Consider the following 24589-nt stretch of genomic DNA (forward strand, 5'->3'; position numbering starts at 1 on the left):
GGGGCTCAGGCCTGCGTGGCGTCGTCGAGGTCGTCGTCCAGACCCTGCTCGATGGCCCACCGGGTGAGCTCGACGCGATTGTGCATCTGCAGCTTGCGCAGCGTGTTCTGCACGTGGTTCTGCACGGTGCGGTGGCTGAGCACGAGCCGCTCGGCGATCTGCTTGTACGAGAGTCCCTTGGCCACCATCTTGAGCACCTCGGTCTCGCGCTCGGTGAGCTCGGGCTGGTCGGGCTCGCGGGCGGCGGGCTCGGCCATCCGGCGGAACTCGCCGAGCACCAGGCCGGCCAGACCCGGCGTGAAGACGGTGTCTCCGGCGGCCACCCGGCGCACGGCCTCCAGCAGCTCGGTGCGGCTGGCCGACTTGATCAGGTAGCCGGTGGCACCGGCCTTGACGGCCTCGAGCACGTCGGCCTGCTCGCCGGAGGCGGAGAGGATCAGCACCCGCGCCGAGGGGTCCTGCTGCAGCACCTCGCGGGTCACCGCGACGCCGTCGGGTCCGGGGATCTGCAGGTCGAGCACCACCACCTGCGGACGGCAGGCGGGGAAGCGCGCCAGCGCCTCGTCGCCGGTGGCGGCCACCCCGACGACGTCGAAGCCCGCGGCCTGCAGGTCGCGCTCCACGGCGTCGCGCCACATGGGGTGGTCGTCGACCACCATCACCCTGGTCGCCGTGGCTGCTTCGTCCGCCGAGCCGTCGTCCGCCATGCGCGCACCCTAACCAGCAGGCGGGGTGGGCCGGACGTACCGACCCCGGCGGTGCACGAGCGGCTCGTCGTCCTCGCCCACCTCGACCTGCGCGACCCGACAGGTGAGCAGCAGCGACCAACCCACCTCGACGGCGGACTCGAGCTCGAGCCCGGCCCAGGTGGGCGCGGTCGCGAGCCGCGGCCCCCACGGCGTCGCCTCGAAGGCCGCCATCCGGAAGGGGCCGCCCGGGGCGGGCGCGACGCCGGCGAAGGCGTCGGCGAGGTCGCGGTGCTCCCAGGCGAGCAGCGCGAGCACCGCGCGGCCGCCGGCCTGCACCGCCTCGGCCAGGTCGGAGTCGGGGTCCACGAGCGCGAGCACCCGCCAGGGCTCGCCGCCGGCCGCCATCACCGAGGTGACGGTCAAGCCCGCCGGGTCGCCCCCGCCGTCCGGCTCGTCGCCGGCGGTCCAGAGGGTGACGGCGCCGCCCAGGCGGCCGCGCAGCCGGCGGCCCGGGTCGGGGGCGTCGTCGGCGAAGGGGTGGGTGGTGTGGATGGTCATGCCTGCTCCTGCGCGCTGGTCGTCGGGACGGCGATCTCCCACTCGGTGCCGCTCGGGCCGGTGTGCAGCCGAGCCGTGCCGCCCAGCTCGCTCACCCGGCCGCGGATCGACTGCGCCACACCCAACCGTCCGTCGGCCTCGGCCTCCTGCAGGCGCCCCTCAGGGATGCCCCGGCCCTCGTCGCGGACCGAGACCTCGACCCGGTCGGGCAGGCCCTCCAGCAGCACCCACGCGGGAGCCCCCTCACCCACGTGCCTGGCCACGTTGGCCAGGCACTCCCCCACGACGCCGAGCAGCTCCTCGGCCACCGGCGAGGGCACCGCCACCTCGGTGCCGGGCGTCGAGATCGTGACCCCGGGGGCGGCGCCGAACCGCGCGACGAGCGCCTGGGAGAGATCGGTGGTGGTGCCGCCACGGGTCTCGCTGCGCAGGGTGTCCTGGGAGCGGATCAGCTGGCGCAGCGCCTGCTCCTGCTGCCCGGCCAGGCGGCCCAGCTCGGCCGCCTCGCCGCCGAGCTCGGCGCCGCGTCGCTGCACGAGGGCCAGCACCTGCAGGACGCCGTCGTGCACGGCGCGCGCCAGCCGCGCGCGCTCGGCCGCCGTCGCAGCCTGGCGCTGCGCGACGTCGCGCTCGACCGCCATCTGCTGCAGCGAGGCGGCCAGGAAGCCCACGATCGGCCCGCCGATGACCAGCAGGAAGACGTTGCCGTAGCTGCTCTGGTCGATGCTGCCCAGGCCGCCGCGCAGCAGCAGGTCGCTGCCGCCCAGCAGCACCCCGGCCACCAGGCCGCCCTGCCAGTGCAGCCGCACCGCCCACGCCATCAGCGCACCGATGGCCCAGAAGCCGGTGATGGTGGCGTTCCAGTCGGGTCCCTTGACCACCGGGGTCAGCGCCATCAGCGCCAGCACCACGCCGAGGTCGGCGGCCAGCAGCCCGTAGCCGCGGCGCTCGGGGGCGCGGTAGGCCCACACGGCGGCGCCGGTCCAGGCGACCATCACCAGCACGCAGACCAGCCCGGCCACCGGGTGGTCGAAGTTGTCGCGGCGGTAGAGGTTGAGCCCCACCGCGTTGAGCAGCGTGATGCCGCGCAGCGCCGCGAGCGCGCGAAACATCCGGTTCTCGACGGCGACCGCGGCCCGCACGGCGTCGCCGGGCGAGCTCGTGGTGCCGGGTGTGGTGCCCTGCCCGACGCCGGGGACTGCGGTCAGGACGCGAGCTTCCGGGTCTCGCCGCGCTCGTCGTCGGCCCGTGCGGCCTCCGCGGCGGCGGCCTTGTCGTCGGCCTTGGCCTGGCTGGCGTACTTGTCGACGTACTCCTGGCCGGAGAGCCGCATGATCTCGTACATGATCTCGTCGGTGATCGAGCGCAGGATGTAGCGGTCGTTCTCCATGCCGGCGTAGCGCGAGAAGTCCAGCGGCTTGCCGAAGCGCACGACGGGGCGGGTGAAGGAGCCGAACTTCTTGCCCGGGGGCGCCACGACGTCGGTGCCGACCACGGCCACCGGGATCACCGGCACGCCGGTCTCGAGCGCCAGGCGGGCCACACCGGTCTTGCCGCGGTACAGCTTGCCGTCGTGGGAGCGGGTGCCCTCGGGGTAGATGCCGAACAGGTCGCCCTCACCGAGGATGCGCTTGGCAGCGCTCAGCGCGCCCTCGGCGGCGCTCGCCCCCGACCGGTCAATCGGCACCTGCCCGGCGCCGGAGAAGAACTGCTTCTGCAGCCAGCCCTTGATGCCGGGGCTGGTGAAGTACTCGGCCTTCGCCACGAAGGTGACCCGCCGCGTGAGCGTGAGCGGCATGAACAGCCAGTCGGCGTAGGAGAGGTGGTTGCTGGCCAGGATGGCCGCGCCGTCGTCCGGCACGTGCTCGGCGCCCTCGGTCTGCGGCCGGAAGATCACCCGGAGCACCGGCCCGAGGGCGATCCACTTGAGGAACCAGTAGAACAAGCGACGCACCCTTCCCCGAGAGGTCACGTCCCCACCTCGACTGGTGGTGGACATGCGAACACTAGGGCATCGGTGCTCCGGCTCCCACCCCACGAGACGGACGCGTGCCGGTTGCGGCGCGCCCCTTCCCGCGGGCGCGCGGGCGGTGCAGAATCCGTGACCATGACCACCGCGGACCCCGCGCAGCCCCTCTCCGTCGCCGCGCGCCCCGAGCTCACCGACGGCCGCCGCATCGCCGTGCTGCTCAGTCACGGCTTCACGGGCAGCCCGGCCTCGATGACGCCGTGGGGCCGCGAGCTGGCCGCGCGCGGCTACGCCGTCGAGGTGCCCCTGCTGCCCGGTCACGGCACCCGCTGGGAGGACCTCAACAGCTACCGCTGGGACGACTGGTACGGCGCGCTCGACGAGGTGTACGGCCGGCTGGCCGCCGAGCACGACGCCGTCGTCGTCGGCGGGCTCTCCATGGGTGGGGCGCTGGCGCTGCGGCTGGCGGCCGAGCACGCCGAGGGCGAGGACCGGGTGGCCGGCGTCGTGCTGGTCAACCCCGCGGTCTCCACGCGACGGCTCGACGTCAAGCTGTTGCCCGTGCTCAAGCGCGTGGTGCCCTCGTTCCCGGCCATCGCCGGCGACATCAAGAAGCCCGGGGTGCTCGAGTACGGCTACGACCGCACCCCGCTGAAGGCGATCCACAGCCTGATCTCCGCCTGGCCCGGACTCGTCGCGCAGCTGCCGCGGATCACCGCGCCCCTGCTCTACTTCCGCTCCACCGTCGACCACGTGGTCGACGACTCCTCCGAACCCATCATCACCGGCAAGGTCTCCTCGCGCGACGTGGTGGTGCGCCGGCTGCCGCAGAGCTACCACGTGGCCACCCTCGACCACGACGCGCCGCAGATCGCCGAGGAGTCGGCCTGCTTCGTGGCACGGGTGACCGGCCAGCCCGCCCGCACCTGACCTGCTGTCCGAGGAGTCCTCGCCCTCGCACCCCTGGCGTAGGCTCGGGCGCGTGCAGCGCGACGACGACGAGGCCTGGCGTGCCATCGTCGACAACTACGGCGAGCGGGCCCGGCTCGAGGAGCCGGCCCCCGAGGCGCGCGAGCGCGCGCGGCCGGACGAGCAGGCGCCGAGCGGGCCGCCCGCCGGGACGGTCGACCCCGAGCCGCTCGAGGGCACGGTGCTGCCGCCGCGTCGCGAGGAGCACCCCGCCGACGACCCCAGCGCCTACCGCGACCCCATCGAGCTGCAGGACCACGACGACCGGTTCGTGCCGCCCGTGCCCCCGCCGCTCCCCCGCCCCCGTGGCCTGCGCGCCGTCGCCTGGGCCGGCGTGTTCGGCTCCCCCGCCGTCCTGCTGATCTGCCTGGTCCTCGGCATCTCCCTGCCGCAGCTGCTGGCCTACGTGCTGGTGGCCGGCTTCGTCGGCGGCTTCGTCTACCTGGTCTGGCAGATGCCCCGCGGCCCCCGCGACCCCTTCGACGACGGCGCCGTCGTCTAGCCGCCCCACCACTCGCTCGCTGACCCGTCGTGAATGCGCGTCGACAGCACGCCGACCCGTCGTGAATGCGCACGGGTCGACCGCTGACCCGTCCTGACGACGCACAGGTCGGCGACTCAGCCGTGCGCACCCGCGCCGGGTCAGAGGAGGAGGGCGGCGCCGACGGCGCCGGCCTCGGGGCCGCACTCGGCCTGCACCAGCGGCGGCAGGCGACGGTGCCGGGCGGCGTAGGTGGCACGCTCCAGCTCGGTGCGGGCCGGGTCGAGCAGCAGGTCGCCGGCGGCGGAGACACCACCGCCGACCACCAGCAGCGCCGGGTCGTAGCCGGCCACCAGCGCCGCGAGACCCCGGCCGAGCCAGGTGCCCACCTCCTCGAAGGCGCGCAGCGCGACGACGTCGCCGGCCACGGCGGCGGCGGTGATCTCGGGACCGTCGCGCAGGTCGGCGCGCTCGGGGGCGTGCTCGGCGCACCAGCGGCGCAGCGCGTGGCCGCTGCAGTACATCTCCCAGCAGCCTCGCAGTCCGCAGGTGCACGCCACCCCGCCCAGGTGCGCGGGCACCACGGGGGCGTGGCCGAACTCGCCGGCCATCCCACCGGCGCCCCGCCACACCTCGCCGTCGACGACGAGCGCGCCGCCGATGCCGGTGCCCAGCGTGACGAGCACGAACGAGTCGAGGCCCTGGGCCGCACCCAGGCGGTGCTCGGCCACGGCGGCGCAGGTGGCGTCGTTCTCCACCACCACGCGGGTGCCCCAGCGGGCGGCCAGCCGGGCCCGCACCGGGTCGTCGCGCCAGGGCAGGTGGGTGCAGTAGCGCACCCGGTCCGCCTGGGTGTCGACCAGCCCGGCGAGCGAGAGGCCGACCCCCTCAAGGCTGCTGAGCGCCACCCGGTCGACGACGTCGCGCACGGCGCGGGTCAGGGTCTCCTCGAGCACCGCGGGGGTGCGCTCACCGGCGGGCAGCGCGGTCTGCAGCCGACGGCGCACCACCCCGCCCTCGTCCACGACGACGGCGAGCACCTTGGTGCCGCCGACGTCGACGCCGACCCGCGCCCGCGCTCCCGCGTGCACCGGCGTCAGCGACGCGCGAGGTCGGCCGCCCCGATGACGCCGGCGTCGTTGCCCAGCCGCGCCGCGCGGATCTCGGCCACCGGCCGGTGCCCGCGCACGCTGAGGTGCTCCACGAACGACTCGCGCATCGGGTCGAGCAGCAGCGGTCCGGCCTCGCTCACGCCGCCACCGACGACGATGGCGGCGGGGTCGAGGACGGCCACCAGCGAGGCGACCCCCTCGCCGACCCAGCGTCCGAGCCGGGCCAGCTGGTCGACGGCGTACTCGTCGCCCGCGGCGGCCGCGGCGCTGACCAGCGGGCCGGTGATCTCCTCGGGGTCGCCGCCGGCGTGGTCGAGCAGCTTGACGGCGCCGGGCACGCCCTCGGCGGCGTCGTCGCGCACCCCGCGCACCAGCGCGGAGCCGCTGCCGTACTGCTCGAGGCAGCCGTGCTGGCCGCAGCCGCACGGGCGCCCGCCCGGCACCACGCGCAGGTGGCCGATCTCGGCGGCGAAGCCGTAGGCACCGCGCTGCAGCTGACCCCCGAGCACCACACCGCCGCCCACGCCGGTGCCGACGGTGACCATGAGGAACTCCTCGACGTCGGCGCCCGCCCCGAAGCGGAACTCGCCCCAGGCGGCGGCGTTGGCGTCGTTCTCGACCACCAGCGGCAGGTCGATGCGCTCGGCCAGCTCGCCCTTGAGGTCGACGTCGCGCCAGGCCAGGTTGGGCGAGAAGCGCATGGTCGCGCGGTCGGCGTCCACGTAGCCCGCGGCGCCCACGCCCACGTGGGTCACGGGGTGGTCGGCGCGCAGGTCGGCCACCAGGCCGGCGATCGCGTCCTCGATGGCGTCGGTCTCGGTGGCGGGCGAGGTGACCCGGTGGCGGCGCAGGATCCGCCCCTCCTCGTCGACGACGGCGCCGGCGATCTTGGTGCCGCCGACGTCGATGCCGATCGCGAGCCGGGGGGTGGGGGTGCTCATCGGGGGTCCTCCTGGGACGACGGAGCGGGTTGGTCACCGGGGTCGCCCGGGTCGCCGGGGTCGCCGGCCTCCCCGGGATCGAGGTCAATGGGTTCGACGTGGCGGCGGCGCCCGGGGTCGGTGCCGCGGCGCCCACCGGGGGCAGCCGATGCGGGGGGCCGCTGGTCGGGCAGCTGGGTGGCGAGCATCGCCGAGGCGGCCTGCAGGAAGGAGCTGGCAGCGCTCACCAGGTGCTCGCGCACCTCGGGGCTGACCTGCCGGACGGCGTGGACCGTGCGGCAGATCGGGCAGTAGGTGCACTCGGCGGAGCCGGTGGCCAGGTGCTCGTCGACCTCGCGGGCCGCGGCCGCGGCGTGCGCCGCGAGTCCGCCCAGCCCCGCGGTGGCGCCGTCGCCCTGGTCGCGCGCCCAGTCCGAGAGCGCGCCGAAGAGCTTGGCGGCCTCCTCGCCGACGCTGCCGACGTCGTCCGGCTCCTCGCCGGGGGGCTTGTGCTCGTCCACCGTCATCTCTCCGTCGCGGGGGCGGGCGCCGCCCCCCTGCTCGTCCCGTCCCGGCTGCTGCCGGAGGGGTCGCGGAACCGTACCCGCAGCTCGCCCTCCTCGACGCCGGCCCCGGCCACCTGCAGCCGGGCCAGCCCCGCGGGCAGGGTGAGGAGACGACGATACGACCCCAGCGAGACGACGAGCTCGTCGCCGTTGCGCGCGAGACCGACCTGCTCGCGCGAGACGTGCGGCAGCGCCAGGTGCAGGACGGCGCCCCCCGTGCCGCGGGTGACCCGGTAGGGGCCGCGACCGCGCGGGAGGGCGAGCGGGTCGTCGTCGCCGTAGACCTCCTGCGCCATCCGCGCCAGCGCCTCGACGCCGACCGGCTCCGCGGCGCGGTACTCCGCGCGCCAGCGGGGCAGCCCGACGAAGGACTCCTCCACCTGGGCGAGCACCTGCCGCTGGGCGGCCACCCACCCGGCGCGCCACGGGTCGGCCTCCGGGCCGGGCTCGGGCGCGGGGAAGACACGGTTGGCGACGACGCCGTCGACGCGGTAGCCGTAGAGCGAGAGGTGGGTGTAGGAGCGGCGGGCCTCGGCGAGCACCACCGCCTCCGGCGTGAGCACCAGCCGCACGCTGGCCTGCGGTCCGGCGAGCAGGTCGTGCACCTGGTCGAGCTCGTCGTGCAGGCGCGCGACGGCGTCGAAGATGCTGTCGCCGGGCATCGGCACCCCGGCGGCGCGGCTGAGCACCGGCTTGAACGCCTTGACGACGCGCCGCTGCACCGGCAGCACGCGCTCCATGTACCAGCCCAGCGCCTCGGGCAGCGCGAGCAGGCGCAGCGTCTCGGCGGTCGGGGCGCAGTCGACGACGATCACGTCCCACTCCCCCGAGAGCGCCTGCACCCGCAGCTCGAGCAGGGCCAGCACCTCCTCGGCGCCGGGCACGACCGTCAGCTCCTCGGCGGCCACCGGGTCGACGCCGGCGACCTCGAGCACCGCGAGCAGGTAGCCCTGGATCTCGGCCCACGACTGCTCGAACCGCAGCTGGGCGTCGACCTGCTGGACGAACAGGTGCTCGGCCACCCGGGTCGGCTCGGCGCCGACGGGGGCGTCGAAGGCGTCGGCCAGCGAGTGCGCGGCGTCGGTGGAGAGCACCAGGGTGCGCAGGCCGCGTCGCGAGGCGAGCGCGGCCGTGCCCGCGGCGACGGTGGACTTGCCGACGCCGCCCTTGCCGGTGAACAGCAGGATGCGCACGGTGGTGACCGGGGGGCCGGGTGCTCGCGGAGGGGCGCCGCCCTCAGGCGGGCGACTCGACGTGCTTCTTCAGGCCCTTGAGCGCGGTGTCGATGAGGATCTTCTCGCCCTTGCGCTTGAGCATGCCGATCAGCGGGATCGAGACGTCGAGCGCGAGGCGGTAGGTGACCTCGGTGGTGCCGTCGCCGCGGTCGCGCAGCACGTAGGCGCCGTCGAGGGAGCGCAGCATCTTGCCCTCCACGAGGGTCCAGGTGACCTCGCGGTCGCCGTCCCAGGTGTAGGCCAGCGTGTACTCGTCCTTGATGGGCGAGACGTCGAGGGCGAAGAACACCCGCTCGGCGCGGCCGCCGGTGCCGGCGTCGACGATCTCGACCCGGCGCACGCCCTTGGCCCACCGGGGGTAGGCCTCGAAGTCCGCGATCACGGCCATCACGGCCGCGGGGGGCGCGTCGACGACGATGGACGACGTGGTCTGCTCGGCCATGGGACCCCCTCGAGTGCGTGCGCGGCCGCGGATGGCCTGACGTGCGTGAACGCTACCGGATCGGCGGGGTGCGGTGACCCGGCGGTAGCCTGCGGTCGGCCCGCTCCCAGCCGCGGGTGCACCGAGCGCCCGAGGAGGTAGAGCGTGCGGGAGTTCTCCAGCCCCCCGACCATGGCCGCGCCCGCGACCGGCAACCTCACCGACGACGTGGTGCGCCACGCCCGGGAGACCCCCGAGGTCGTGCTGTTCAGCCGGCGCGACGTCGCGCTCGCCGACGCCGGCGGGCGCGCCGACGGCGAGAGCGCCTGGAGCGACGTCACCGCGGCGCAGTTCCACGACGAGGTTGCGGCCGTGGCCAAGGGCCTGGTGGCCGCTGGCATCGAGCCCGGGGACCGCGTCGCGCTGATGAGCAAGACCCGCTACGAGTGGACGCTGCTCGACTACGCCATCTGGTTCGCCGGAGGCGTCACGGTGCCGGTCTACGAGACCTCCTCGGCCGAGCAGGTCGCGTGGATCCTGGGCGACTCCGGCGCGCGCGCTGCCGTCGTCGAGGGGCCCGAGCACACGGCCCGCGTGGCCTCGGTGCGCGGCGACCTCGAGGAGCTGCACCACGTCTGGTCCTTCGCCGACAACGCCGTCGAGGTGCTGCGTCGCCTCGGCGAGGACGTCTCGGACGCCGACCTGGAGGCCCGACGCTCCGGCCCGGGCCCGCACGACCTGGCCACGATCATCTACACCTCGGGCACCACGGGCAGCCCGAAGGGCTGCATGATCACGCACGGCAACTTCCTGGTGGAGCTGGGCACCGCCACCAGCGAGCTGCACGAGCTGTTCGCCGACGACGACGCCTCCACCCTGCTGTTCCTGCCGCTGGCGCACGTGTTCGCGCGGATCATCCAGATCGGGTGCGTCTCCTCGGCCAGCCGGATGGCGCACAGCTCCGACATCACCTCGCTCGTGGCCGACCTGCAGGACTTCCAGCCGAGCTTCGTGCTGGGGGTTCCGCGGGTCTTCGAGAAGGTCTTCAACACCGCCTCGCAGCGCGCCACGGCCGACGGTCGCGGCAAGGTCTTCGACCGCGCCGCCGAGGTCGCCATCGCCTACTCCCGCGGCCTCGACAAGGGGCGTCCCTCGGTCGCGGTGCGCGCCCAGCACGCCGTCTTCTCCCGGCTGGTCTACGCCAAGCTCCGCGACGCCCTCGGCGGTCGCTGCACCTACGCCATCTCGGGCGGCGCGCCGCTGGGTGAGCGCCTGGGCCACTTTTACCGCGGGATCGGGCTGACGGTGCTCGAGGGCTACGGCCTCACCGAGACGACGGCCGCGCTGACGGTCAACCTGCCCGACGCCCAGAAGGTCGGCACCGTGGGCCGTCCGCTGCCGGGGGCCTCGGTGCGCGTCGCCGACGACGGCGAGCTGCTGTGCCGTGGCGGCCAGGTGTTCGTCGGCTACTGGCACGCGGAGGAGGCCACGGCCGAGGCGCTGGAGTCCGACGGCTGGTTCCACACCGGCGACGTCGGCGAGATCGACGACGAGGGCTTCGTGCGCATCACCGGGCGCAAGAAGGAGATCCTGGTGACCGCGGGCGGCAAGAACGTGGCACCGGCGGTGCTCGAGGACCGGCTGCGCGCCCACCCGCTGGTGAGCCAGTGCATGGTCGTCGGCGACGGCCAGCCCTTCATCGCCGCGCTGGTCACCCTCGACGACGACGCGCTCGCCACCTGGGCGCAGACCCAGGGCAAGAAGTCCTCCCGCGCCCGCGACCTGCTCGACGACGCCGACCTGCTCGCCGAGATCCAGCGTGGCGTCGACGAGGCCAACACCGCCGTCTCCCAGGCCGAGTCGATCCGCAAGTTCCGGCTGCTGCCGCAGGACTGGACCGAGGAGGCCGGCCACCTGACGCCGAGCCTGAAGCTCAAGCGCGCCGTCGTCATGCGCGAGCTGCGCGACGAGGTGGCCGCGCTCTACCTGTAGCCCTCTCGACCCGGCGCGAACACGCACGGCTGGGCCGCCGACCCGGCGCGAACACGCACGGCTCGGCCGCCGACCCGGCGCGAACACGCACAGGTCGAGCACCGACCCGTCCGCACGCGAGCCAGGTCGGCGACCCTCGACACCGGCCCGAGATCCACCTCACCCGGAGGCTCGGTCGATCGGGCAGGCCGGGTGACCCGATCGGGCCAGGGTGGGACTCCGAGCGGTCGAGGTTTCGCGAAAGCCTTCGGCGGCCCCGGCGTTCTCGCTAGTTTGTGTCGCGGAGCCGCCAGCGGCCGGGGGGACCCGGCGGCGCCGTCAAGGGAGAACCACCACCGCACAGGTGGTGGTCGAGGAGACGGAAGGCACTACCCCTCATGGACCGACGCCGATTGCTCCTGGTCGCGGCCGCCGTGGTCGCGGCCCTCGGAGCCGTGCTGGTGTTCCTGTACGTGCGCGGGGCAGAGACCCGCGCCGAGCAGGAGTTCGACACCGTCGAGGTGCTCGTGGCCACCCAGCAGATCGAGGCCGGCGAGAGCGTCGCCGACGCCTACGCCCAGGCCAAGATCGGCATCGAGGCCGTGCCCCAGGGCCAGGTGCTGCCCGGCGCCGGCACCGACGGCGCCGTCTACGAGGGCCAGGTCGCCCTCACGACCGTCTTCCCGGGCGAGCAGCTGATCCCCGAGAAGTTCGGCGGCGCCACCGACGTGGAGGCCACCAGCAGCCTCTCCATCCCCGAGGGCAAGCTGGCGATCTCGATCAACCTCACCGACCCCGCCCGCGTGGCCGGCTTCGTCAACCCCGGCTCGGAGGTGGCGATCTTCTTCACCGGCACCGCCGACGACCTGGCCACCGACGTCTCCGAGGACCTGCAGCTGACCAGGGTGCTGCTCCCCCGGGTCACCGTCCTCGGTGTCGGCTCCACGACCCAGGTCACGACCACCACCACCGACGCCGAGGGCCAGCAGACCACCGAGCAGCTGCCCCGCACGCTGCTGACGCTGGCGCTGAGCCAGGAGGAGGCCGAGCGGGTGCTGCTCGCCCAGACCAACGCCGAGCTGGCGCTGGGCCTGCTGACCGCCGACAGCACCGTGCGCGACACCCCCGGCACCACCGAGTCCGACCTGTTCGAGTGACCTGACCAGCCCGACCAGCCCGACCAGCCCGACCAGCCCGACCAGCAGTACCCGACGCTCCACCCCCCGACCGAGAGCAGACACCAGCTCATGCCCGTCCTCGTCGAACCCGACAACGCCACCGCGGAGTCCCTGCTCGCGGCGATGCCCCACGGCACCCACGCCGTCGGGGCTCCCGACCGGCTGCTCGCGTGGCTGGAGCTGCACGCCGACGAGTACCTGGTGGTGCTCGGACCGCACCTCGACCTCGACACCGCGGTGGCGGTCTGCGAGGACCTGCGGGTCTCCCGGCCGGCGGTGAGCGTGGTGCTGGTGCGCACCGAGGTCGACGTGCCCGTGCTCACCCGCGCCATCAAGGCGGGCGCGCGCGACGTCGTCGAGGTCTCCGACGCCACCTCCATCGACGCCGCCGTACGCCGTGCGCACGAGGTGTACACCGCACTGCGCGGCCCGGGCGGTGCTGCGCACGTGGGTGAGATCGTGACGGTCTTCTCGCCCAAGGGCGGCGTCGGCAAGACCACCGTGGCGGTCAACCTGGCGCTCGCCCTCACCGAGCAGGGCGCCCGCAAGGTGTGCCTGCTCGACCTGGACCTCGCCTTCGGCGACGTCGCCATCACCATGCAGCTGTTCCCGACGCACTCCATCGAGCACGCCGTGGGCTCGGAGCAGACGCTGGACTCCTCGATGCTCGACGGGATGCTGACCCGTCACCCCAGCTCGGTGATGGTGCTGGCCGCGCCGACCCACCCCGACGTCCGCGAGCGGATCACCCCGGTGCTGGTGTCGCGCACCCTCAAGGTGCTGCGCGAGGAGTTCGACTACGTGGTCGTCGACACCGCCCCCTCCTTCGACGACCTCACGCTGACCGCGCTCGACGAGACCGACCAGTGCGTGCTCGTGGCCACGCTCGACGTGCCGACGCTGAAGAACGTCAAGGTCGCGCTGGAGACCCTCGACACCCTGCACATCGCGCAGGGCCGTCGTCACCTGCTGCTCAACCGAGCCGACGACGCCGTCGGCCTCGGCCCCGAGAAGGTCGAGGCGATCCTCGGCATGCCGATCAGCGCACGCCTGGCCACCTCGGTCGAGATCGCTGCCGCCACCAACGCCGGCAACCCCATCGTGGCCGCCCAACCCGGCCACGCCTCCTCCCAGGCCATGCTCGCCCTCGCCTCGCAGCTCTCGGGCGGCAGCGTGGCTCCCCCCACCCCCGCCGGCACGTCCGCCCCCGAGCCCGAGGGCGGGGCGCGCAAGCGGTTGTTCGGCAGGAAGAAGTGACCCATGACCAGCCTCGCTGACCGCCTGGCCGCTGCCCGCCGTGAGAGCGCTGCTTCCGGAAAGCACGCTGCCCCCGGACGCCGGTCCGCCGCCGCCCCCGCCAGCACCGAGAGCGCTGCTCGCCCGGCACCGCAGCCCGCAGCAGCGCCGCCGTCGACGACGACGTCGGACCGGATCGACGACGTCCTCGCCGCGGCGACCGCTCCCCCGGCTGCGCCGCCGCCGACGACCGCCCCGGCCACGTCGACCGGGCTCCGCGGTCTGACGCCCAGCGCCCCTGGCCGTCCTGCCCGCCCCGTGGGAGCCGGCGCCGGAGGCACGCAGGAGCCCAGCTTGGTGGCCCGCCGCACGGCCGCGGGCCAGAACAGCGACCGCATCGACGAGGTGAAGTCGAGCGTGCACACCGAGCTGCTGCGCCAGCTGGGGCCGCACCTCTACGACGCCGACATGGACCAGGACGAGCTCGACCAGCGGGTGCGGCAGGTGCTCGCCGAGGTGCTCTCCGCCCAGGACCGGCCGCTGAGCAGCAGCGACCGCGCGCGCGTGACCTCCGAGATCAGCGACGACATCCTGGGCTACGGTCCCATCGAGCCCTACCTGCGCGACCCCGACGTCTCCGAGGTCATGGTCAACGGGCACAACAGCATCTGGCTGGAGAAGAAGGGCAAGCTCGTGCCCGCGGAGGCGACCTTCGCCGACGAGGCGCACCTGCGCCGCACGATCGACAAGATCGTCTCGCGCATCGGCCGCCGCGTCGACGAGTCGAGCCCGATGGTCGACGCCCGCCTGCCCGACGGCAGCCGCGTCAACGCCGTGGTGCCCCCGCTCGCCGTCGACGGCTCCGCGCTGACGATCCGCAAGTTCGCCACCGACCCGCTCGGCGTCGACGACCTGATCAACTTCGGCTCGCTGAGCCCGCAGACCGCCGACTTCATCGAGGCCTGCGTGCGCGGACGCCTCAACATCATCGTCTCGGGCGGCACCGGCGCCGGCAAGACGACGACGCTCAACGTGCTCTCCTCCTTCATCCCCGGCGACGAGCGCATCGTCACCATCGAGGACGCCGCCGAGCTGCAGCTCAAGCAGGAGCACGTGGTGCGCCTGGAGTCGCGGCCCTCCAACATCGAGGGCAAGGGCGCGGTCACCATCCGCGACCTGGTGAAGAACAGCCTGCGCATGCGCCCCGACCGGATCATCGTCGGCGAGGTCCGCGACGCCTCCGCGCTCGACATGCTGCAGGCCATGAACACCGGCCACGACGGGTCCATCTGCACGCTGCACTCCAACGGCCCCCGCGACACGCTCTCCCGCATGGAGACCATGGTGCTGATGGCGGGCATGGACCTGCCGGTGCGTGCGATCCGCGAGCAGGTCGCCTCCGCCGTCGACCTGATCGTCCACCAGGCGCGCCTCAAGGACGGCTCGCGCCGGATCACCCACATCACCGAGGTGGAGCGCATGGAGGGCGACGTGATCACCCTGCAGGACATCTTCGTCTTCGACAGCACGCCAGGGTTCGACGCCGACGGCCGCAACCTCGGCCGGCTGCGGTCCACCGGGCTGCGCCCGAAGTTCCTGGAGAAGATGTCGCACTCCAACGTCACCGTGGACCCGATGCTGTTCCACACCGACCGGATCTGAGCTCCACGATGACCCGACTGCTCCCTCGCTGCGCGGCCGCCCTCGCCGCGGCCGTGCTGCCCGCGCTGCTGCTGGCCGCGCCCGCGCACGCCGTCGACGGCGCCCTGGACTACGTGGAGCCGACGCCCGAGGGTGTGCGGCTGCTGATGTCGGTGCCGCCGGACGCCGACCTCGACCTGGCCGGCGTCACGGTCACGATCGCCGGCCAGGACGCGGAGGCCGTGGCGGTGCCCGCCAACACCGAGACGCTGGTGCGCCGCACCACGGTGCTCGCCATCGACACCAGCAACAGCATGCGCGGTGAGCGCTTCAGCGCCGCCAAGCGAGCGGCGGAGAGCTACATCAGCCAGCTGCCCGACGACGTCTACGTGGGTCTGGTGGGCTTCGCCGACGACGTCGAGGAGGTCCTGGCCCCCACCCAGGACCACGCAATCGCAGAAGCAGTGCTCTCGGACCTCGAGCTCTCCCGCCAGACCCGGCTCTACGACGGCGTGATCGCCGGCGTGCAGATGCTGGGTGAGGAGGGCCAGCGCTCGCTGCTGGTGCTCTCCGACGGCGCCGACACCAGCGAGACCCCGGTGGACGCGGCCATCGAGGCCGCCGCGGACGCCGGTGTGCTGGTCGACGTCGTCGCCCTGGAGCAGCGGCCCTCGCGCCTGGCCAACCTCGAGCGGCTGGCCGAGGCCGGTGGCGGCGTGGTGGTCAACACCGAGAGCGACGACCTCAGCGCCGCCTTCGCGGCGCGCGCCGACGTGCTGGCCACCCAGGTGCTCGTCACCGCCGACCTGCCCGAGGGCGTGACCGCCGAGCAGGCCGAGGTCGCCGTCTCGCTGCCCTCGGACCAGGGCGAGATCACGGCTTCCGCGTTCACCACCGTGCGCGGCGCCGGCGGCCTCGGCGGCGGCGCGGCCGTCGCCCAGGACGACGCCGGCTGGTCACCGCCCGGCTGGGCCATGTACGGCGGCGTGCTCGCCATCGGACTCGGGCTGGTGGTGCTGCTGGTCTCGCTGGTGCCGCGCAGCGCCGTGCCGGCCAGCGCGGAGGAGCGGATCACCGCCTACACGCGCGCCGGCGCCGGACCGAACCCCGAGGGGTCCGAGAGCACCGAGGCGCTGACCACGGCACGCGAGGCCGTCGAGGGCGTGCTCAGCCGCAACGAGAGCCTGGACGCCAAGATCTCCGCGCGGCTCGAGGGTGCGGGCAGCCGCCTGAAGTCCGCCGAGTGGGTGCTGGTGCAGGTGGCGATCTTCCTGGCCGCGGGCGCGGCCGGTCTGCTGCTCGGCGGCGGCAACCTGGTGCTCGGGCTCGTGTTCTGCGCCGTCGGCGCCGTCGGCCCCTGGCTCTTCCTCGGCTTCAAGCGCTCGCGGCGCCGCAAGGCGTTCAACGCCGCGCTGCCCGACACGCTGCAGCTGATGAGCGGCTCGCTCTCCGCCGGCCTCTCGCTGGCCCAGTCGGTCGACACGATCGTGCGCGAGGGCACCGAGCCGGTGGCCAGCGAGTTCCGCCGCGTGCTCGTCGAGACGCGCCTGGGCGTGCCGCTCGAGGTGGCCTTCGACGGCGTCGCCGAGCGCTTCGGCAGCAAGGACTTCGAGTGGGTGGTCATGGCCATCCGCATCCAGCGGCAGGTGGGCGGCAACCTGGCCGAGCTGCTCGACACCGTGGCCGCCACCATGCGCGAGCGCGAGTACCTGCGCCGCCAGGTCAACGCCCTCGCGGCCGAGGGCAAGCTCTCCGCCATCGTGCTCTCGGTGCTCCCGCCCGGCTTCCTGCTCTACCTGCTGGTGGCCCAGCGCGACTACGTGATGCCGCTGTTCACCGACGTGCGCGGCATCGTGATGCTCGTGGCCGCCACGGCGTGGCTGCTGGTCGGCATCTTCTGGATGAGCAAGCTCGTCAAGGTGGAGGTCTGAGATGACGATGCTCTTCGTGATGGGCCTCGGCCTGGTGGTGGCCTCCCTGGTGCTCGTCGCCATGGCGGTCGGCCCCCGCGAGACCGCCGGCGTCAGCCGCTCGCTGGCCGTGCTCGAGGCCATGGACAACGCCCCGGCCGAGATGACCGTCGAGCTCGACCCGCCGTTCGCCGAGCGCGTCGTCGAGCCGCTCCAGCAGCGCGCGCTGGCCATCGGACGCCGCCTCTCCGGCGGCAACGCGGCCGAGCGGATCCGCCGCAAGCTCGACCTGGCCGGCAACCCGCGCGGCTGGACCGTCGACCGCGTGGTCTCGGCCAAGGTGATCGCCGCCGTAGCGCTGGCGCTCGTGGCACTCGCCCTGACGACGGTGATGGGCACGGCCGTGGGCCTGCGCGTCCTGGCCGTGCTGGTGGGTCTCGGCGTCGGCTTCTTCGGCCCTGACCTCTACCTCTACCAGAAGTCCTACGACCGCTCCCAGCAGATCAAGCGCAGCCTGGCCGACGCCGTCGACCTGATGACGATCTCGGTGGAGTCCGGCCTGGGCTTCGACGCCGCGGTGCAGCAGGTCGCCCGCAACACCGAGGGCCCGCTGGCCGAGGAGTTCTCCCGGATGCTGCGCGAGATGCAGATCGGCCAGGGCCGCGGCGAGGCGCTGCGCAACATGGCCGACCGCACCGACGACGCCGACCTGCGCTCGTTCACCAGCGCCATGGTGCAGGCCGACGTGCTCGGCATCCCGGTGGCCCAGGTGCTGCGGGTCCAGAGCAAGGAGATGCGCATCAAGCGGCGCCAGTACGCCGAGACCAAGGCGCAGCAGGTGCCGGTGAAGATCACCGTGCCGCTGATCTTCTGCATCCTGCCGTGCCTGTTCATGGCGGTGATGGGCCCCGCGGTCATCACCATCCTCGACGGTTTCTGATCCAGCGGGCATCCTCGGGGGCACCATGCGCGCACGCCAGCTCTTCAAGCTCACCGCCTCGGCGCGGGGATTCGTCCTCGGCAGCGTCGCGGTCGGAGCACTGTTCGCCTCGCGCGACACCGTCACGCTGATCTGCCTGCTGATGCTGGCGATCTTCTTCGGGCTGGGGCAGTACGCCGCCTGGCGGCCGCGGTTCGGCGTCACCTACACCCCCGCCGTCGAGGCCTCGTTCGTCGGTCTCGTGGCCGGTCTCGCGCTGGAGAGCACCGAGCTGCTGCTGGGAGCGCTCACCGTGGCGCCGTTCGTGGCGGCCCTGCAGTACGGGTTGCGCGGGCTGGCCGCCGCCGCCTCCGCCGGCCTGCTCACCGTGCTGGTGGGCTCGGTCTTCGCCGACTCCTTCGCCCAGGGCGCGCAGGCCATGCTCACGTGGACCGTGGCCGGTATCGGACTGGGCCTGATCGCGGAGTTCCTGCGCGGCACGCTCGGCCGTGTCCCCACGGAGGTGGCGCCCTACCTGGCCGCCCAAGAGCTGTTGCGCGAGCTGATCTCGCTCTCCTCCGGCCTCAGCTCCGGGCTCGACGTCAACACCCTCGGCGGCGAGATCCTCTCCGCGGTGCGCGACGAGATCCCGGCAGACGCGCTCGCGCTCTACGTGCCCGGCGGCGACTCGGTGGTGCCGGTGATCAGCAAGTCCTCCTCGGGCGAGGAGCTGCTCGGCCCGGAGGAGCACCGGATGACCTCCGAGGCCTGGCTGCGCTCCGACGTCGTCGTCCTCGACCGGTTCTTCGCGTTCCGCGTGGGCGACCGGGCCATGGTCAGCGGCCTGCTCTCCGACCGCGTCGACCCGCACGGGCTCGACCTGCCCGGCACCATCGGCGGGCTGCGCGCCTCGCTCGAAGTGCGCTCGGTGCAGCTGGACACCGCCCTGCTGTTCGCGCGCTTCCGCGACACCGCCACCGCCGACGAGCGGCAGCGGCTCGCCCGCGAGATGCACGACGGCGTCGCCCAGGACATCGCCTCGCTGGGCTACCTGGTGGACGCGCTCGCCGCCAAGCCGGCCACCGAGAAGCAGGCCGAGCAGTTCGGCGTGCTGCGCACGCGCATCACCAACATCGTGGCCGAGGTGCGCAGATCGGTGCTCACGCTGCGCACCAGCATCGGTGAGAACGAGAGCCTCGGCGCGGCGATCGGCTCCGTGGCCCGCCACCTCAACGAGCGCTCCGGCGTCCCGATCCAGGTGACGCTCGACGAGCACCCCGGCCGGCTGCGCGAGGAGGTGGAGGCCGAGCTGTTCCGCATCGCGCAGGAGGCCATGAACAACGCCATCAAGCACGCGCACGCCTCCGTCATCGACGTGCACTGCCGGGTGCGGGCCCCCGCCGCCAGCGTCACCGTGAGCGACGACGGGCGCGGGCTCGGGCAGGCGCGCTCGGACTCCTACGGCCTGCGGATCATGCGCGAGCGCGCCAGCCTGGTGGGTGGGCGGCTCAGCATCAGCGAGAACGAGCGGGGCGGGGTGACCGTCCACGTCGAGATCGCCGATCACGAGGCAAGCCCCTCCCCTTCCACCACACCCACCTCTCCTGCGACACTGGGCACATGAGTGCTACGCCGGTGCGCGTTCTGCTGGTCGACGACCACGAGCTGATCCGCAGCGGCCTGGGTGCCGTGATCGACATGGAGGACGACCTCGACGTCGTCGGCACCGCCGCCACCGTGGCCGAGGCGGTGGCCCAGTACGAGGCGCTGCAGCCCGACGTCGTCGTCGCCGACCTGCAGCTGCCCGACGGCACCGGCCTCGACATCGTGCGCACCGTGCGCGCCAAGAGCGAGAAGACCGGCCTGATCGTGCTCACCATGCACTCCGGCGACGACCAGATCTTCGCGGCCATGGAGGCGGGCGCCTCCGGCTTCGTGGGCAAGGACGCGCCTTCCGGCGAGGTGGTCAAGGCCGCCCGCCACGCCGCCATCAGCCCCCGCTCCTTCATCTGCACCGGTCTGCTGGGCGCCATGATGCGCCGCCAGAGCGGCGAGAGCACCCGTCTCAGCGAGCGCGAGCACGACGTGCTCCTCCTGCTCGCCGACGGCCTCGGCGCCGCCCAGATCGGTGAGCGGCTCTACCTCTCCGAGAGCACCGCCAAGAGCCACATCGCGAAGATCTACCAGAAGCTCGGCGCCGCCAACCGCGCCCAGGCCCTGGTCACCGCCATGCGCATCGGCCTCCTCAGCTCCGTCCAGCGCGCCCAGCCCTCCGCCTGACACACCCCACCGCTGGTCGAGTAGCGCCGTCGCGAGCCTGCGAGCGACGGCGCGTACCGAGACCTCGTAAGACGAGTGCCCTCCCGCCCCACGCTGGTTGAACCGTGAGGCGCCCCTGCGCCGAGCCCGTCGAAACCCCGTGAGCCGACCGCCCTCCGGCGACTACGCAGCTCACCCGATCGCACCCGCAGCCGCCTTCTGGTGCTGCCCTACCGACGTGCGCACGACCGGATCTCGCCGTCCCCACATAGTCCGAAAGGACTACGTCACTCGACACGAACTCCCGATCCCCCCTGGGTATGCCAGGCGAGAGTATTTCCCACGTGAGGTTCCCGCCTCACGGAGGGAACCGCCCCCCACTCACATTCCGATTCCCGGAGGAAAACCCCATGATCGAGCAGCTCATCGCCCAGTTCCAGGCCCGCCTCGCCGCCCGTCGCGAGGAGCGCGGCGCCAGCGCCGTCGAGTACGGCCTCCTCATCGCCGGAATCGCCGCCCTGATCGTGGTCGCGGTCTTCGCGCTCGGCCCGATCATCCGCGAGGCCTTCGAGGACACCTGCGACGAGATCACGTCCGGCACCTCGACGATCTCCAACACCTGCTCCTAAGCCCGTTCGGCGATCAGCAGCATGACCGAAAGCCAGGCTGGTCGCGCTTGTGCGACACAGTCGGATTCACGCGCTGGCTTTGAGCGCGGGGCTTCTGCGGTCGAGTACGGCCTGTTGATCGCCGGCATCGCGATGATCGTCGTCCTGGCGATCTTCGCCCTCGGCCCTGTGACCGACGAGCTGTTCACCGACACCTGTGACGAGCTCGACGCTCAGAGCACGGTGTCTGCCGGCTGCTCCTAGCGTCACCCAGACCGGTCACCGCCATCAGGCGCTCCCCCCTTCGCATGGCGGCGGCGGCCAGCACCACCCGCGTTACACCAGCGGCACCAACGCACCACAGATCAACGGACGGCCCTCGCGCGCCAGGACTCCTCAGTCGGGGAGGACTCGGAAGGCGAGGGCCGTTCGTGTGAGCACCCCCGGGTGGCTGCCGAACCAGAACTGCGACCACGCCGGTGGCGACGGGTCGGCGAGGGAGCGCACGGCCAGCTGCTGCTGCACATCCACGAACGCGTCGCGGTCGCCGGTGTAGCGCAGCGCGTCCACGTCGGCGCGCAGCTCGATCTGGCGACTGATCCCGTTCTGGATCGGTGAGACCAGGAGCATCGCCACCGCGGCGAGCGCCAGCAGCACCGGCACCACCGAGGCGTCCTGTGCACCCGGCCAACCACGACGCCGTCCCAGCGCCAGCACCAGCCCGAGCAGGCCCATCGACGCCAGCGCGCCCGAGGCACCGAGCACGGTGCCGACCACCACGTCGTCGTGCCGTGCGTGCGCCAGCTCGTGCGCCACGATGCTGAGGGTCTGGCTCTGCGGCACGTCCTCGACGAGGGTGTCGTAGAGCACCACGCGGCGGGTGCCGCCGAAGCCCGAGACATAGGCGTTGAGCGTCGTCGTGCGTCGCGAGGCGTCCGCGACGAGCACGTCGTCCACCGGCACGCCCTCGGCGTCGGCGATCGCCAGCACCTCGGTGCGCAGCTCCCCATCGGGCAGCGACGTGAAGGAGTTGAACAGCGGCTCCACGACGACGGGGTAGGCGAACGAGCCGCCGAGCACCAACGCGGCCAGCAGTCCCCCGGCCACCGCAGGCCAGGCGCGGCGCCAGCGCCGCGCGCAGGCGAGCACGGCCAGCACGGCGGCCGAGGTGACGGCTACGGTCACCAACTCCCCCAACAGCACATCACGGGCAAAGCCCGACCACGTCTGGGTGCTGAGCCCGGCATCGAGCAGCAGCTGACGACGCGCAGCGGCGAGCGGCAGCGTGAGCAGGCGCCCGGCCAGGGTCAGCAGCACGACCGCCAGGACCGCCTGCACCCACCAGCGACGACCGGCCAGCCGCCCGACCACCCGTGCCACGACGCCGCGGCCGCGGCGGGTGAACCCGAACCAACAGGCCAGCGCCAGCGAGAGCACCAGCGCGCTCCAGCTCCACACCCGCGACCAGGTGGCGAACGACTCCGCCCGGGCCACCTGCTCGGCAGTCAGCACGCTGCCCACGGGCGCGGGGTCGAGCGGGCCACCCGGGACCGGGTCCCACGGCACCAGCCACCAGGCGAGCACCACGAACAGCAGGCCCCCGACCCCGGCGGTCACGGCCGAGACGCGCAGCGAGCCGGCGTCGCTCACGCGGTCAGCCGTTCCAGCTCGGCCTGCCAGGCGTCCACAAGCTGCTCCTCGCTCCAGCCGAACAGCTCTCGCAGCTCGGGCTGCAGGCGGCCGCTGCGGCTGGCGTCGTCGTAGAGGCGGACCAGCGCCTCCTGGTCGCCCCGCTCGGCGAGCACCCGGCACACCAGCCAGGCGGCCTCGTACACCGAGCCCAGGTACGTGCTCGTGCTGTCGAAGTCTGCGCTGCTGGGCAGCGCCTCGGGCAGGCCCTGGCGTCGCACCTCGCGGATGATCTGCCCCGCGGTCACGGTGTCGGGCAGGTCAACGTCGCGCAGCGCCACAAAGTCGGCGATGCCCTCCACCAACCAGGCGGGGGCCAGCGAGCTCGGCGCGGAGGTCGCCACGTGCGTCGCCTCGTGGCTCATCACCACCTGCGACTCGGTGGGGCCGAGCTGGTCGTAGACCTCCCGGTTGAGGAACACGTGCACGGGCGCCTGCGGTGCCAGCGTCCCATCCGGTGAGGTGGCCAGGGCGGCGATGCCCTCGTAGTCGGCCGGCTCCACGTCGAGCGCCGCGCCGAGCTGGTCCAGGTCGGCGGCCACCTCCACCACCAGGCCGGTGCGCCACTGCGGCAGCACACGCCGTACCACGGGCACCGCGGCCCGGGCGGCACGCGCGTAGGCGTCGACGCTGCCGGGTGAGCCGGCCACTAGGACCAGGGCGTCCTCGGTGCGATCGACGGTGAGCGGACCGGTCATCCAGATCGGCGTGCGGCGATCGCCGCCGCCGACCGAGGTGATCCACAGGTCGTCCGCGGTGGCCCGGAACCCCACCAGCACCTCGGTGCGCGCGGGGTCGGGGTCGAAGCCGCCGAACGCCCAGGCGGCGTCGACGGCCGCCGACCACCGGCCGGCGGCCACCCCGGTGACCTCGTCCACGTACCGCAGCTCGAGACCCTCCACCTGCAGCTCGGCGCCGTTCTGCGCCAGTGCACCGAGCTGGGCGACGGCCTGCGCGTCGTCGGGGTCGGCGAGCGCCTCGGCGGCCTCGACGTCACCGGACTGCACCGCCTCCACGAGACGGTCGAGAGCAGCAGCTGCCTCACCGGCCTGCGGACCGGTGGCCACCGGTGCGGGCGCCTGCGCGGTGTAGGGGTCCTCGGGGCGGGTGAGCACCCACGCCGCACCCGCGACGGCGAGGACCAGGAACAGCGAAAGGCCGGCCACCCACCAACGTGGGCGACCGGCCTTCGGCGTGGTCGTGGTGGCCAGCGGAGGCCTGCGCTGCCTCAGCCCGGCCGGACGGCGCCGACGTAGGGCATGGCGTTGACGCTGTCGACCTTGACGCCCGCGCCGGGGTTGGCGGCGTGGACGATCATGCCGTTTCCGATGTACATGCCCACGTGGCTGATCGGGCTGTAGTAGAAGACCAGGTCGCCGGGCTGCAGGTCGCTCTGCGACACCCGGGTGCCGCTGCTGTACTGCGCGCTCGAGGAGTGCGGCAAGCCGACACCGGCCTGGGCCCAGGCCATCATCGTGAAGCCAGAGCAGTCGAAGGCGTCGGGGCCGGCGGCGCCCCACACGTAGGAGTCGCCCACCTGCGCCATGGCGTACTGGACGGCGGCGGCGGCGCGGCCCGAGGCCGGCACGTTGGTGGGCACGGCGGAGGTGTCGCCGGCCAGCAGCTTCTCGCGCTGCTCCTCCTCGAGGCGCTCCAGCAGGGCCTCGGCCTCGCCGTGGCGCTCCTCGATGGTGGCCTTCTCCTCGGCGAGCTGCTCCTCGAGCGTGGCCACCTGCTGGGCGCGCTTCTCGGTGGCGGAGAGCCGCAGGTCGAGCGCCTCGGCCTCGGTGGCGTAGTCGGTGTAGAGCTGGTCCTGGAAGTCGCTGTAGGCCGACATCGTGGAGAGCTGGCTCAGGAAGGCGCCGGGGTCGTCGGAAAGGAAGGCCTGGCCGGCGGCGGAGATGTCGTTGCCCTCGTACTCGCTGACGACGGAGTCGGCGAGCCGCTCGCGGACGACGTCGAGCTGGTCGTCCTGGCGCTCGCGGTCGGCCTCGAGCGAGGTCATCTCCTCGCGGAGTCCCTCCAGCTCGAGCTCGACGTCGTTGTAGCGCTCCGAGGCCTGCTCGGCCTCGTGCCACAGGCGGTCGACGGTGGCCTCGACGTCCTCGATGTCGGGCTCGGCCTGGGCCGGGCTGCCGGGGAGGATGCCGATGCTGGTCGCGAGGGCAAGGGCCGCGAGGCCCGGAACGAGGCGGCGACGGCGGGTCGCGCGACGGTGGGCGGGCCTGTCCAGCTGCACGAGCGGGGGTTCTCCTCGA

At 73.4% G+C, this 24589-nt stretch carries 24 protein-coding genes; 12 read left to right on the plus strand and 12 right to left on the minus strand.

From position 1 onward, the window contains the following. Positions 1-5: 5 nt before the first annotated feature. From ABD948_RS18050 to ABD948_RS18065, 4 genes are all read right to left on the minus strand, one after another. Positions 6-707 (minus strand): response regulator, encoded by a 702-nt coding sequence (locus ABD948_RS18050; RefSeq protein ID WP_345268448.1) that lies wholly within the window; start codon positions 705-707, stop codon positions 6-8. 9 nt (positions 708-716) lie between these two features. Then, complete coding sequence (locus ABD948_RS18055; RefSeq protein ID WP_345268450.1) at positions 717-1247, minus strand: flavin reductase family protein; 531 nt, start codon at positions 1245-1247, stop codon at positions 717-719. Further along, complete coding sequence (macS, locus tag ABD948_RS18060) at positions 1244-2389, minus strand: MacS family sensor histidine kinase (protein ID WP_345268452.1); 1146 nt, start codon at positions 2387-2389, stop codon at positions 1244-1246. The genes ABD948_RS18055 and macS overlap by 4 nt, the downstream gene beginning before the upstream one ends. A 62-nt stretch (positions 2390-2451) precedes the next feature. After that, complete coding sequence (locus ABD948_RS18065) at positions 2452-3192, minus strand: lysophospholipid acyltransferase family protein (protein WP_345268454.1); 741 nt, start codon at positions 3190-3192, stop codon at positions 2452-2454. Positions 3193-3354: 162 nt separating this feature from the next. On the opposite strand from ABD948_RS18065, the gene ABD948_RS18070 reads away from it, so the two are divergent. Together ABD948_RS18070 and ABD948_RS18075 are read left to right on the plus strand one after the other, a co-directional pair. Beyond that, complete coding sequence (locus ABD948_RS18070; protein ID WP_345268456.1) at positions 3355-4146, plus strand: alpha/beta hydrolase; 792 nt, start codon at positions 3355-3357, stop codon at positions 4144-4146. Positions 4147-4198: 52 nt separating this feature from the next. Beyond that, the gene (locus ABD948_RS18075) at positions 4199-4687 is read left to right on the plus strand and encodes a hypothetical protein (protein WP_345268458.1); all 489 of its coding nucleotides are present in this window, start codon (positions 4199-4201) and stop codon (positions 4685-4687) included. Positions 4688-4827: 140 nt separating this feature from the next. Here ABD948_RS18075 and ABD948_RS18080 read toward each other — a convergent pair whose 3' ends face one another. The 5 genes from ABD948_RS18080 to ABD948_RS18100 are packed head-to-tail and all read right to left on the minus strand — an operon-like array spanning position 4828 to position 8941. Further along, complete coding sequence (locus ABD948_RS18080; protein ID WP_345268460.1) at positions 4828-5757, minus strand: ROK family protein; 930 nt, start codon at positions 5755-5757, stop codon at positions 4828-4830. A gap of 5 nt (positions 5758-5762) precedes the next feature. Then, on the minus strand, positions 5763-6719 hold the full coding sequence (locus ABD948_RS18085; RefSeq protein WP_345268462.1) for an ROK family glucokinase: 957 nt from the start codon (positions 6717-6719) through the stop codon (positions 5763-5765). Further along, on the minus strand, positions 6716-7219 hold the full coding sequence (locus ABD948_RS18090) for a hypothetical protein (protein ID WP_345268465.1): 504 nt from the start codon (positions 7217-7219) through the stop codon (positions 6716-6718). The genes ABD948_RS18085 and ABD948_RS18090 overlap by 4 nt, the downstream gene beginning before the upstream one ends. 2 nt (positions 7220-7221) lie before the next feature. Then, positions 7222-8457, minus strand: coding sequence for an ArsA family ATPase (locus ABD948_RS18095; RefSeq protein WP_345268467.1), 1236 nt, complete (start codon positions 8455-8457; stop codon positions 7222-7224). 43 nt (positions 8458-8500) lie between these two features. Then, entirely contained in the window at positions 8501-8941 is a 441-nt protein-coding gene (locus ABD948_RS18100; RefSeq protein ID WP_345268469.1) for an SRPBCC family protein, read from the minus strand. Between the two features lie 144 nt (positions 8942-9085). Here ABD948_RS18100 and ABD948_RS18105 point away from each other — a divergent pair, with 144 nt between their 5' ends. From ABD948_RS18105 to ABD948_RS18150, 10 genes are all read left to right on the plus strand, one after another. Continuing rightward, a complete protein-coding gene (locus ABD948_RS18105) occupies positions 9086-10912 on the plus strand; it encodes an AMP-dependent synthetase/ligase (protein ID WP_345268471.1) in 1827 nt (608 codons plus the stop codon). 377 nt (positions 10913-11289) lie between these two features. Then, on the plus strand, positions 11290-12048 hold the full coding sequence (gene cpaB, locus ABD948_RS18110) for a Flp pilus assembly protein CpaB (RefSeq protein ID WP_345268473.1): 759 nt from the start codon (positions 11290-11292) through the stop codon (positions 12046-12048). 90 nt (positions 12049-12138) lie between these two features. Further along, on the plus strand, positions 12139-13326 hold the full coding sequence (locus ABD948_RS18115) for a CpaE/TadZ family protein (RefSeq protein ID WP_345268475.1): 1188 nt from the start codon (positions 12139-12141) through the stop codon (positions 13324-13326). 3 nt (positions 13327-13329) lie between these two features. Next, positions 13330-14967 (plus strand): TadA family conjugal transfer-associated ATPase, encoded by a 1638-nt coding sequence (locus tag ABD948_RS18120; RefSeq protein ID WP_345268477.1) that lies wholly within the window; start codon positions 13330-13332, stop codon positions 14965-14967. 8 nt (positions 14968-14975) lie between these two features. After that, positions 14976-16877 (plus strand): type II secretion system F family protein, encoded by a 1902-nt coding sequence (locus tag ABD948_RS18125; protein WP_345268480.1) that lies wholly within the window; start codon positions 14976-14978, stop codon positions 16875-16877. A gap of 1 nt (position 16878) precedes the next feature. Further along, positions 16879-17796 carry a type II secretion system F family protein gene (locus ABD948_RS18130; RefSeq protein WP_345268482.1) on the plus strand — a complete coding sequence of 306 codons (918 nt, stop codon included), beginning with the start codon at positions 16879-16881 and terminating at the stop codon, positions 17794-17796. Between the two features lie 25 nt (positions 17797-17821). Then, the gene (locus ABD948_RS18135; RefSeq protein ID WP_345268484.1) at positions 17822-19399 is read left to right on the plus strand and encodes a sensor histidine kinase; all 1578 of its coding nucleotides are present in this window, start codon (positions 17822-17824) and stop codon (positions 19397-19399) included. Then, the gene (locus ABD948_RS18140) at positions 19396-20055 is read left to right on the plus strand and encodes a response regulator (RefSeq protein WP_345268486.1); all 660 of its coding nucleotides are present in this window, start codon (positions 19396-19398) and stop codon (positions 20053-20055) included. Before ABD948_RS18135 ends, ABD948_RS18140 begins: the two co-directional genes overlap by 4 nt. 389 nt (positions 20056-20444) lie before the next feature. Next, complete coding sequence (locus tag ABD948_RS18145) at positions 20445-20663, plus strand: Flp family type IVb pilin (RefSeq protein ID WP_345268488.1); 219 nt, start codon at positions 20445-20447, stop codon at positions 20661-20663. 21 nt (positions 20664-20684) lie between these two features. Next, the gene (locus ABD948_RS18150) at positions 20685-20906 is read left to right on the plus strand and encodes a Flp family type IVb pilin (protein ID WP_345268490.1); all 222 of its coding nucleotides are present in this window, start codon (positions 20685-20687) and stop codon (positions 20904-20906) included. A gap of 132 nt (positions 20907-21038) precedes the next feature. Here the strand turns inward: ABD948_RS18150 and ABD948_RS18155 are convergent, their stop codons facing one another. The 3 genes from ABD948_RS18155 to ABD948_RS18165 all read right to left on the minus strand — a co-directional run bounded on the left by ABD948_RS18155 (position 21039) and on the right by ABD948_RS18165 (position 24570). Continuing rightward, complete coding sequence (locus ABD948_RS18155; protein WP_345268492.1) at positions 21039-22292, minus strand: M48 family metalloprotease; 1254 nt, start codon at positions 22290-22292, stop codon at positions 21039-21041. After that, the gene (locus ABD948_RS18160; RefSeq protein ID WP_345268494.1) at positions 22289-23497 is read right to left on the minus strand and encodes a hypothetical protein; all 1209 of its coding nucleotides are present in this window, start codon (positions 23495-23497) and stop codon (positions 22289-22291) included. The genes ABD948_RS18155 and ABD948_RS18160 overlap by 4 nt, the downstream gene beginning before the upstream one ends. Before the next feature lie 62 nt (positions 23498-23559). Continuing rightward, positions 23560-24570, minus strand: coding sequence for a C40 family peptidase (locus tag ABD948_RS18165; protein ID WP_345268496.1), 1011 nt, complete (start codon positions 24568-24570; stop codon positions 23560-23562). Positions 24571-24589: the final 19 nt, after the last annotated feature.

It is taken from the genome of Nocardioides nanhaiensis (genome assembly GCF_039542785.1).
GTDB lineage: Bacteria > Actinomycetota > Actinomycetes > Propionibacteriales > Nocardioidaceae > Nocardioides > Nocardioides nanhaiensis.

Bases quoted from the DNA above. Each gene is read 5' to 3' on its own strand.
- ABD948_RS18140 (WP_345268486.1), top strand. From the start codon at position 19,396: ATGAGTGCTACGCCGGTGCGCGTTCTGCTGGTCGACGACCACGAGCTG.
- ABD948_RS18120 (WP_345268477.1), top strand. From the start codon at position 13,330: ATGACCAGCCTCGCTGACCGCCTGGCCGCTGCCCGCCGTGAGAGCGCT.
- ABD948_RS18145 (WP_345268488.1), top strand. From the start codon at position 20,445: ATGATCGAGCAGCTCATCGCCCAGTTCCAGGCCCGCCTCGCCGCCCGT.
- ABD948_RS18125 (WP_345268480.1), top strand. From the start codon at position 14,976: ATGACCCGACTGCTCCCTCGCTGCGCGGCCGCCCTCGCCGCGGCCGTG.
- ABD948_RS18130 (WP_345268482.1), top strand. From the start codon at position 16,879: ATGACGATGCTCTTCGTGATGGGCCTCGGCCTGGTGGTGGCCTCCCTG.
- ABD948_RS18100 (WP_345268469.1), bottom strand. From the start codon at position 8,941: ATGGCCGAGCAGACCACGTCGTCCATCGTCGTCGACGCGCCCCCCGCG.
- ABD948_RS18070 (WP_345268456.1), top strand. From the start codon at position 3,355: ATGACCACCGCGGACCCCGCGCAGCCCCTCTCCGTCGCCGCGCGCCCC.
- ABD948_RS18150 (WP_345268490.1), top strand. From the start codon at position 20,685: ATGACCGAAAGCCAGGCTGGTCGCGCTTGTGCGACACAGTCGGATTCA.
- ABD948_RS18135 (WP_345268484.1), top strand. From the start codon at position 17,822: ATGCGCGCACGCCAGCTCTTCAAGCTCACCGCCTCGGCGCGGGGATTC.
- ABD948_RS18085 (WP_345268462.1), bottom strand. From the start codon at position 6,719: ATGAGCACCCCCACCCCCCGGCTCGCGATCGGCATCGACGTCGGCGGC.
- ABD948_RS18115 (WP_345268475.1), top strand. From the start codon at position 12,139: ATGCCCGTCCTCGTCGAACCCGACAACGCCACCGCGGAGTCCCTGCTC.
- ABD948_RS18055 (WP_345268450.1), bottom strand. From the start codon at position 1,247: ATGACCATCCACACCACCCACCCCTTCGCCGACGACGCCCCCGACCCG.
- cpaB (WP_345268473.1), top strand. From the start codon at position 11,290: ATGGACCGACGCCGATTGCTCCTGGTCGCGGCCGCCGTGGTCGCGGCC.
- ABD948_RS18050 (WP_345268448.1), bottom strand. From the start codon at position 707: ATGGCGGACGACGGCTCGGCGGACGAAGCAGCCACGGCGACCAGGGTG.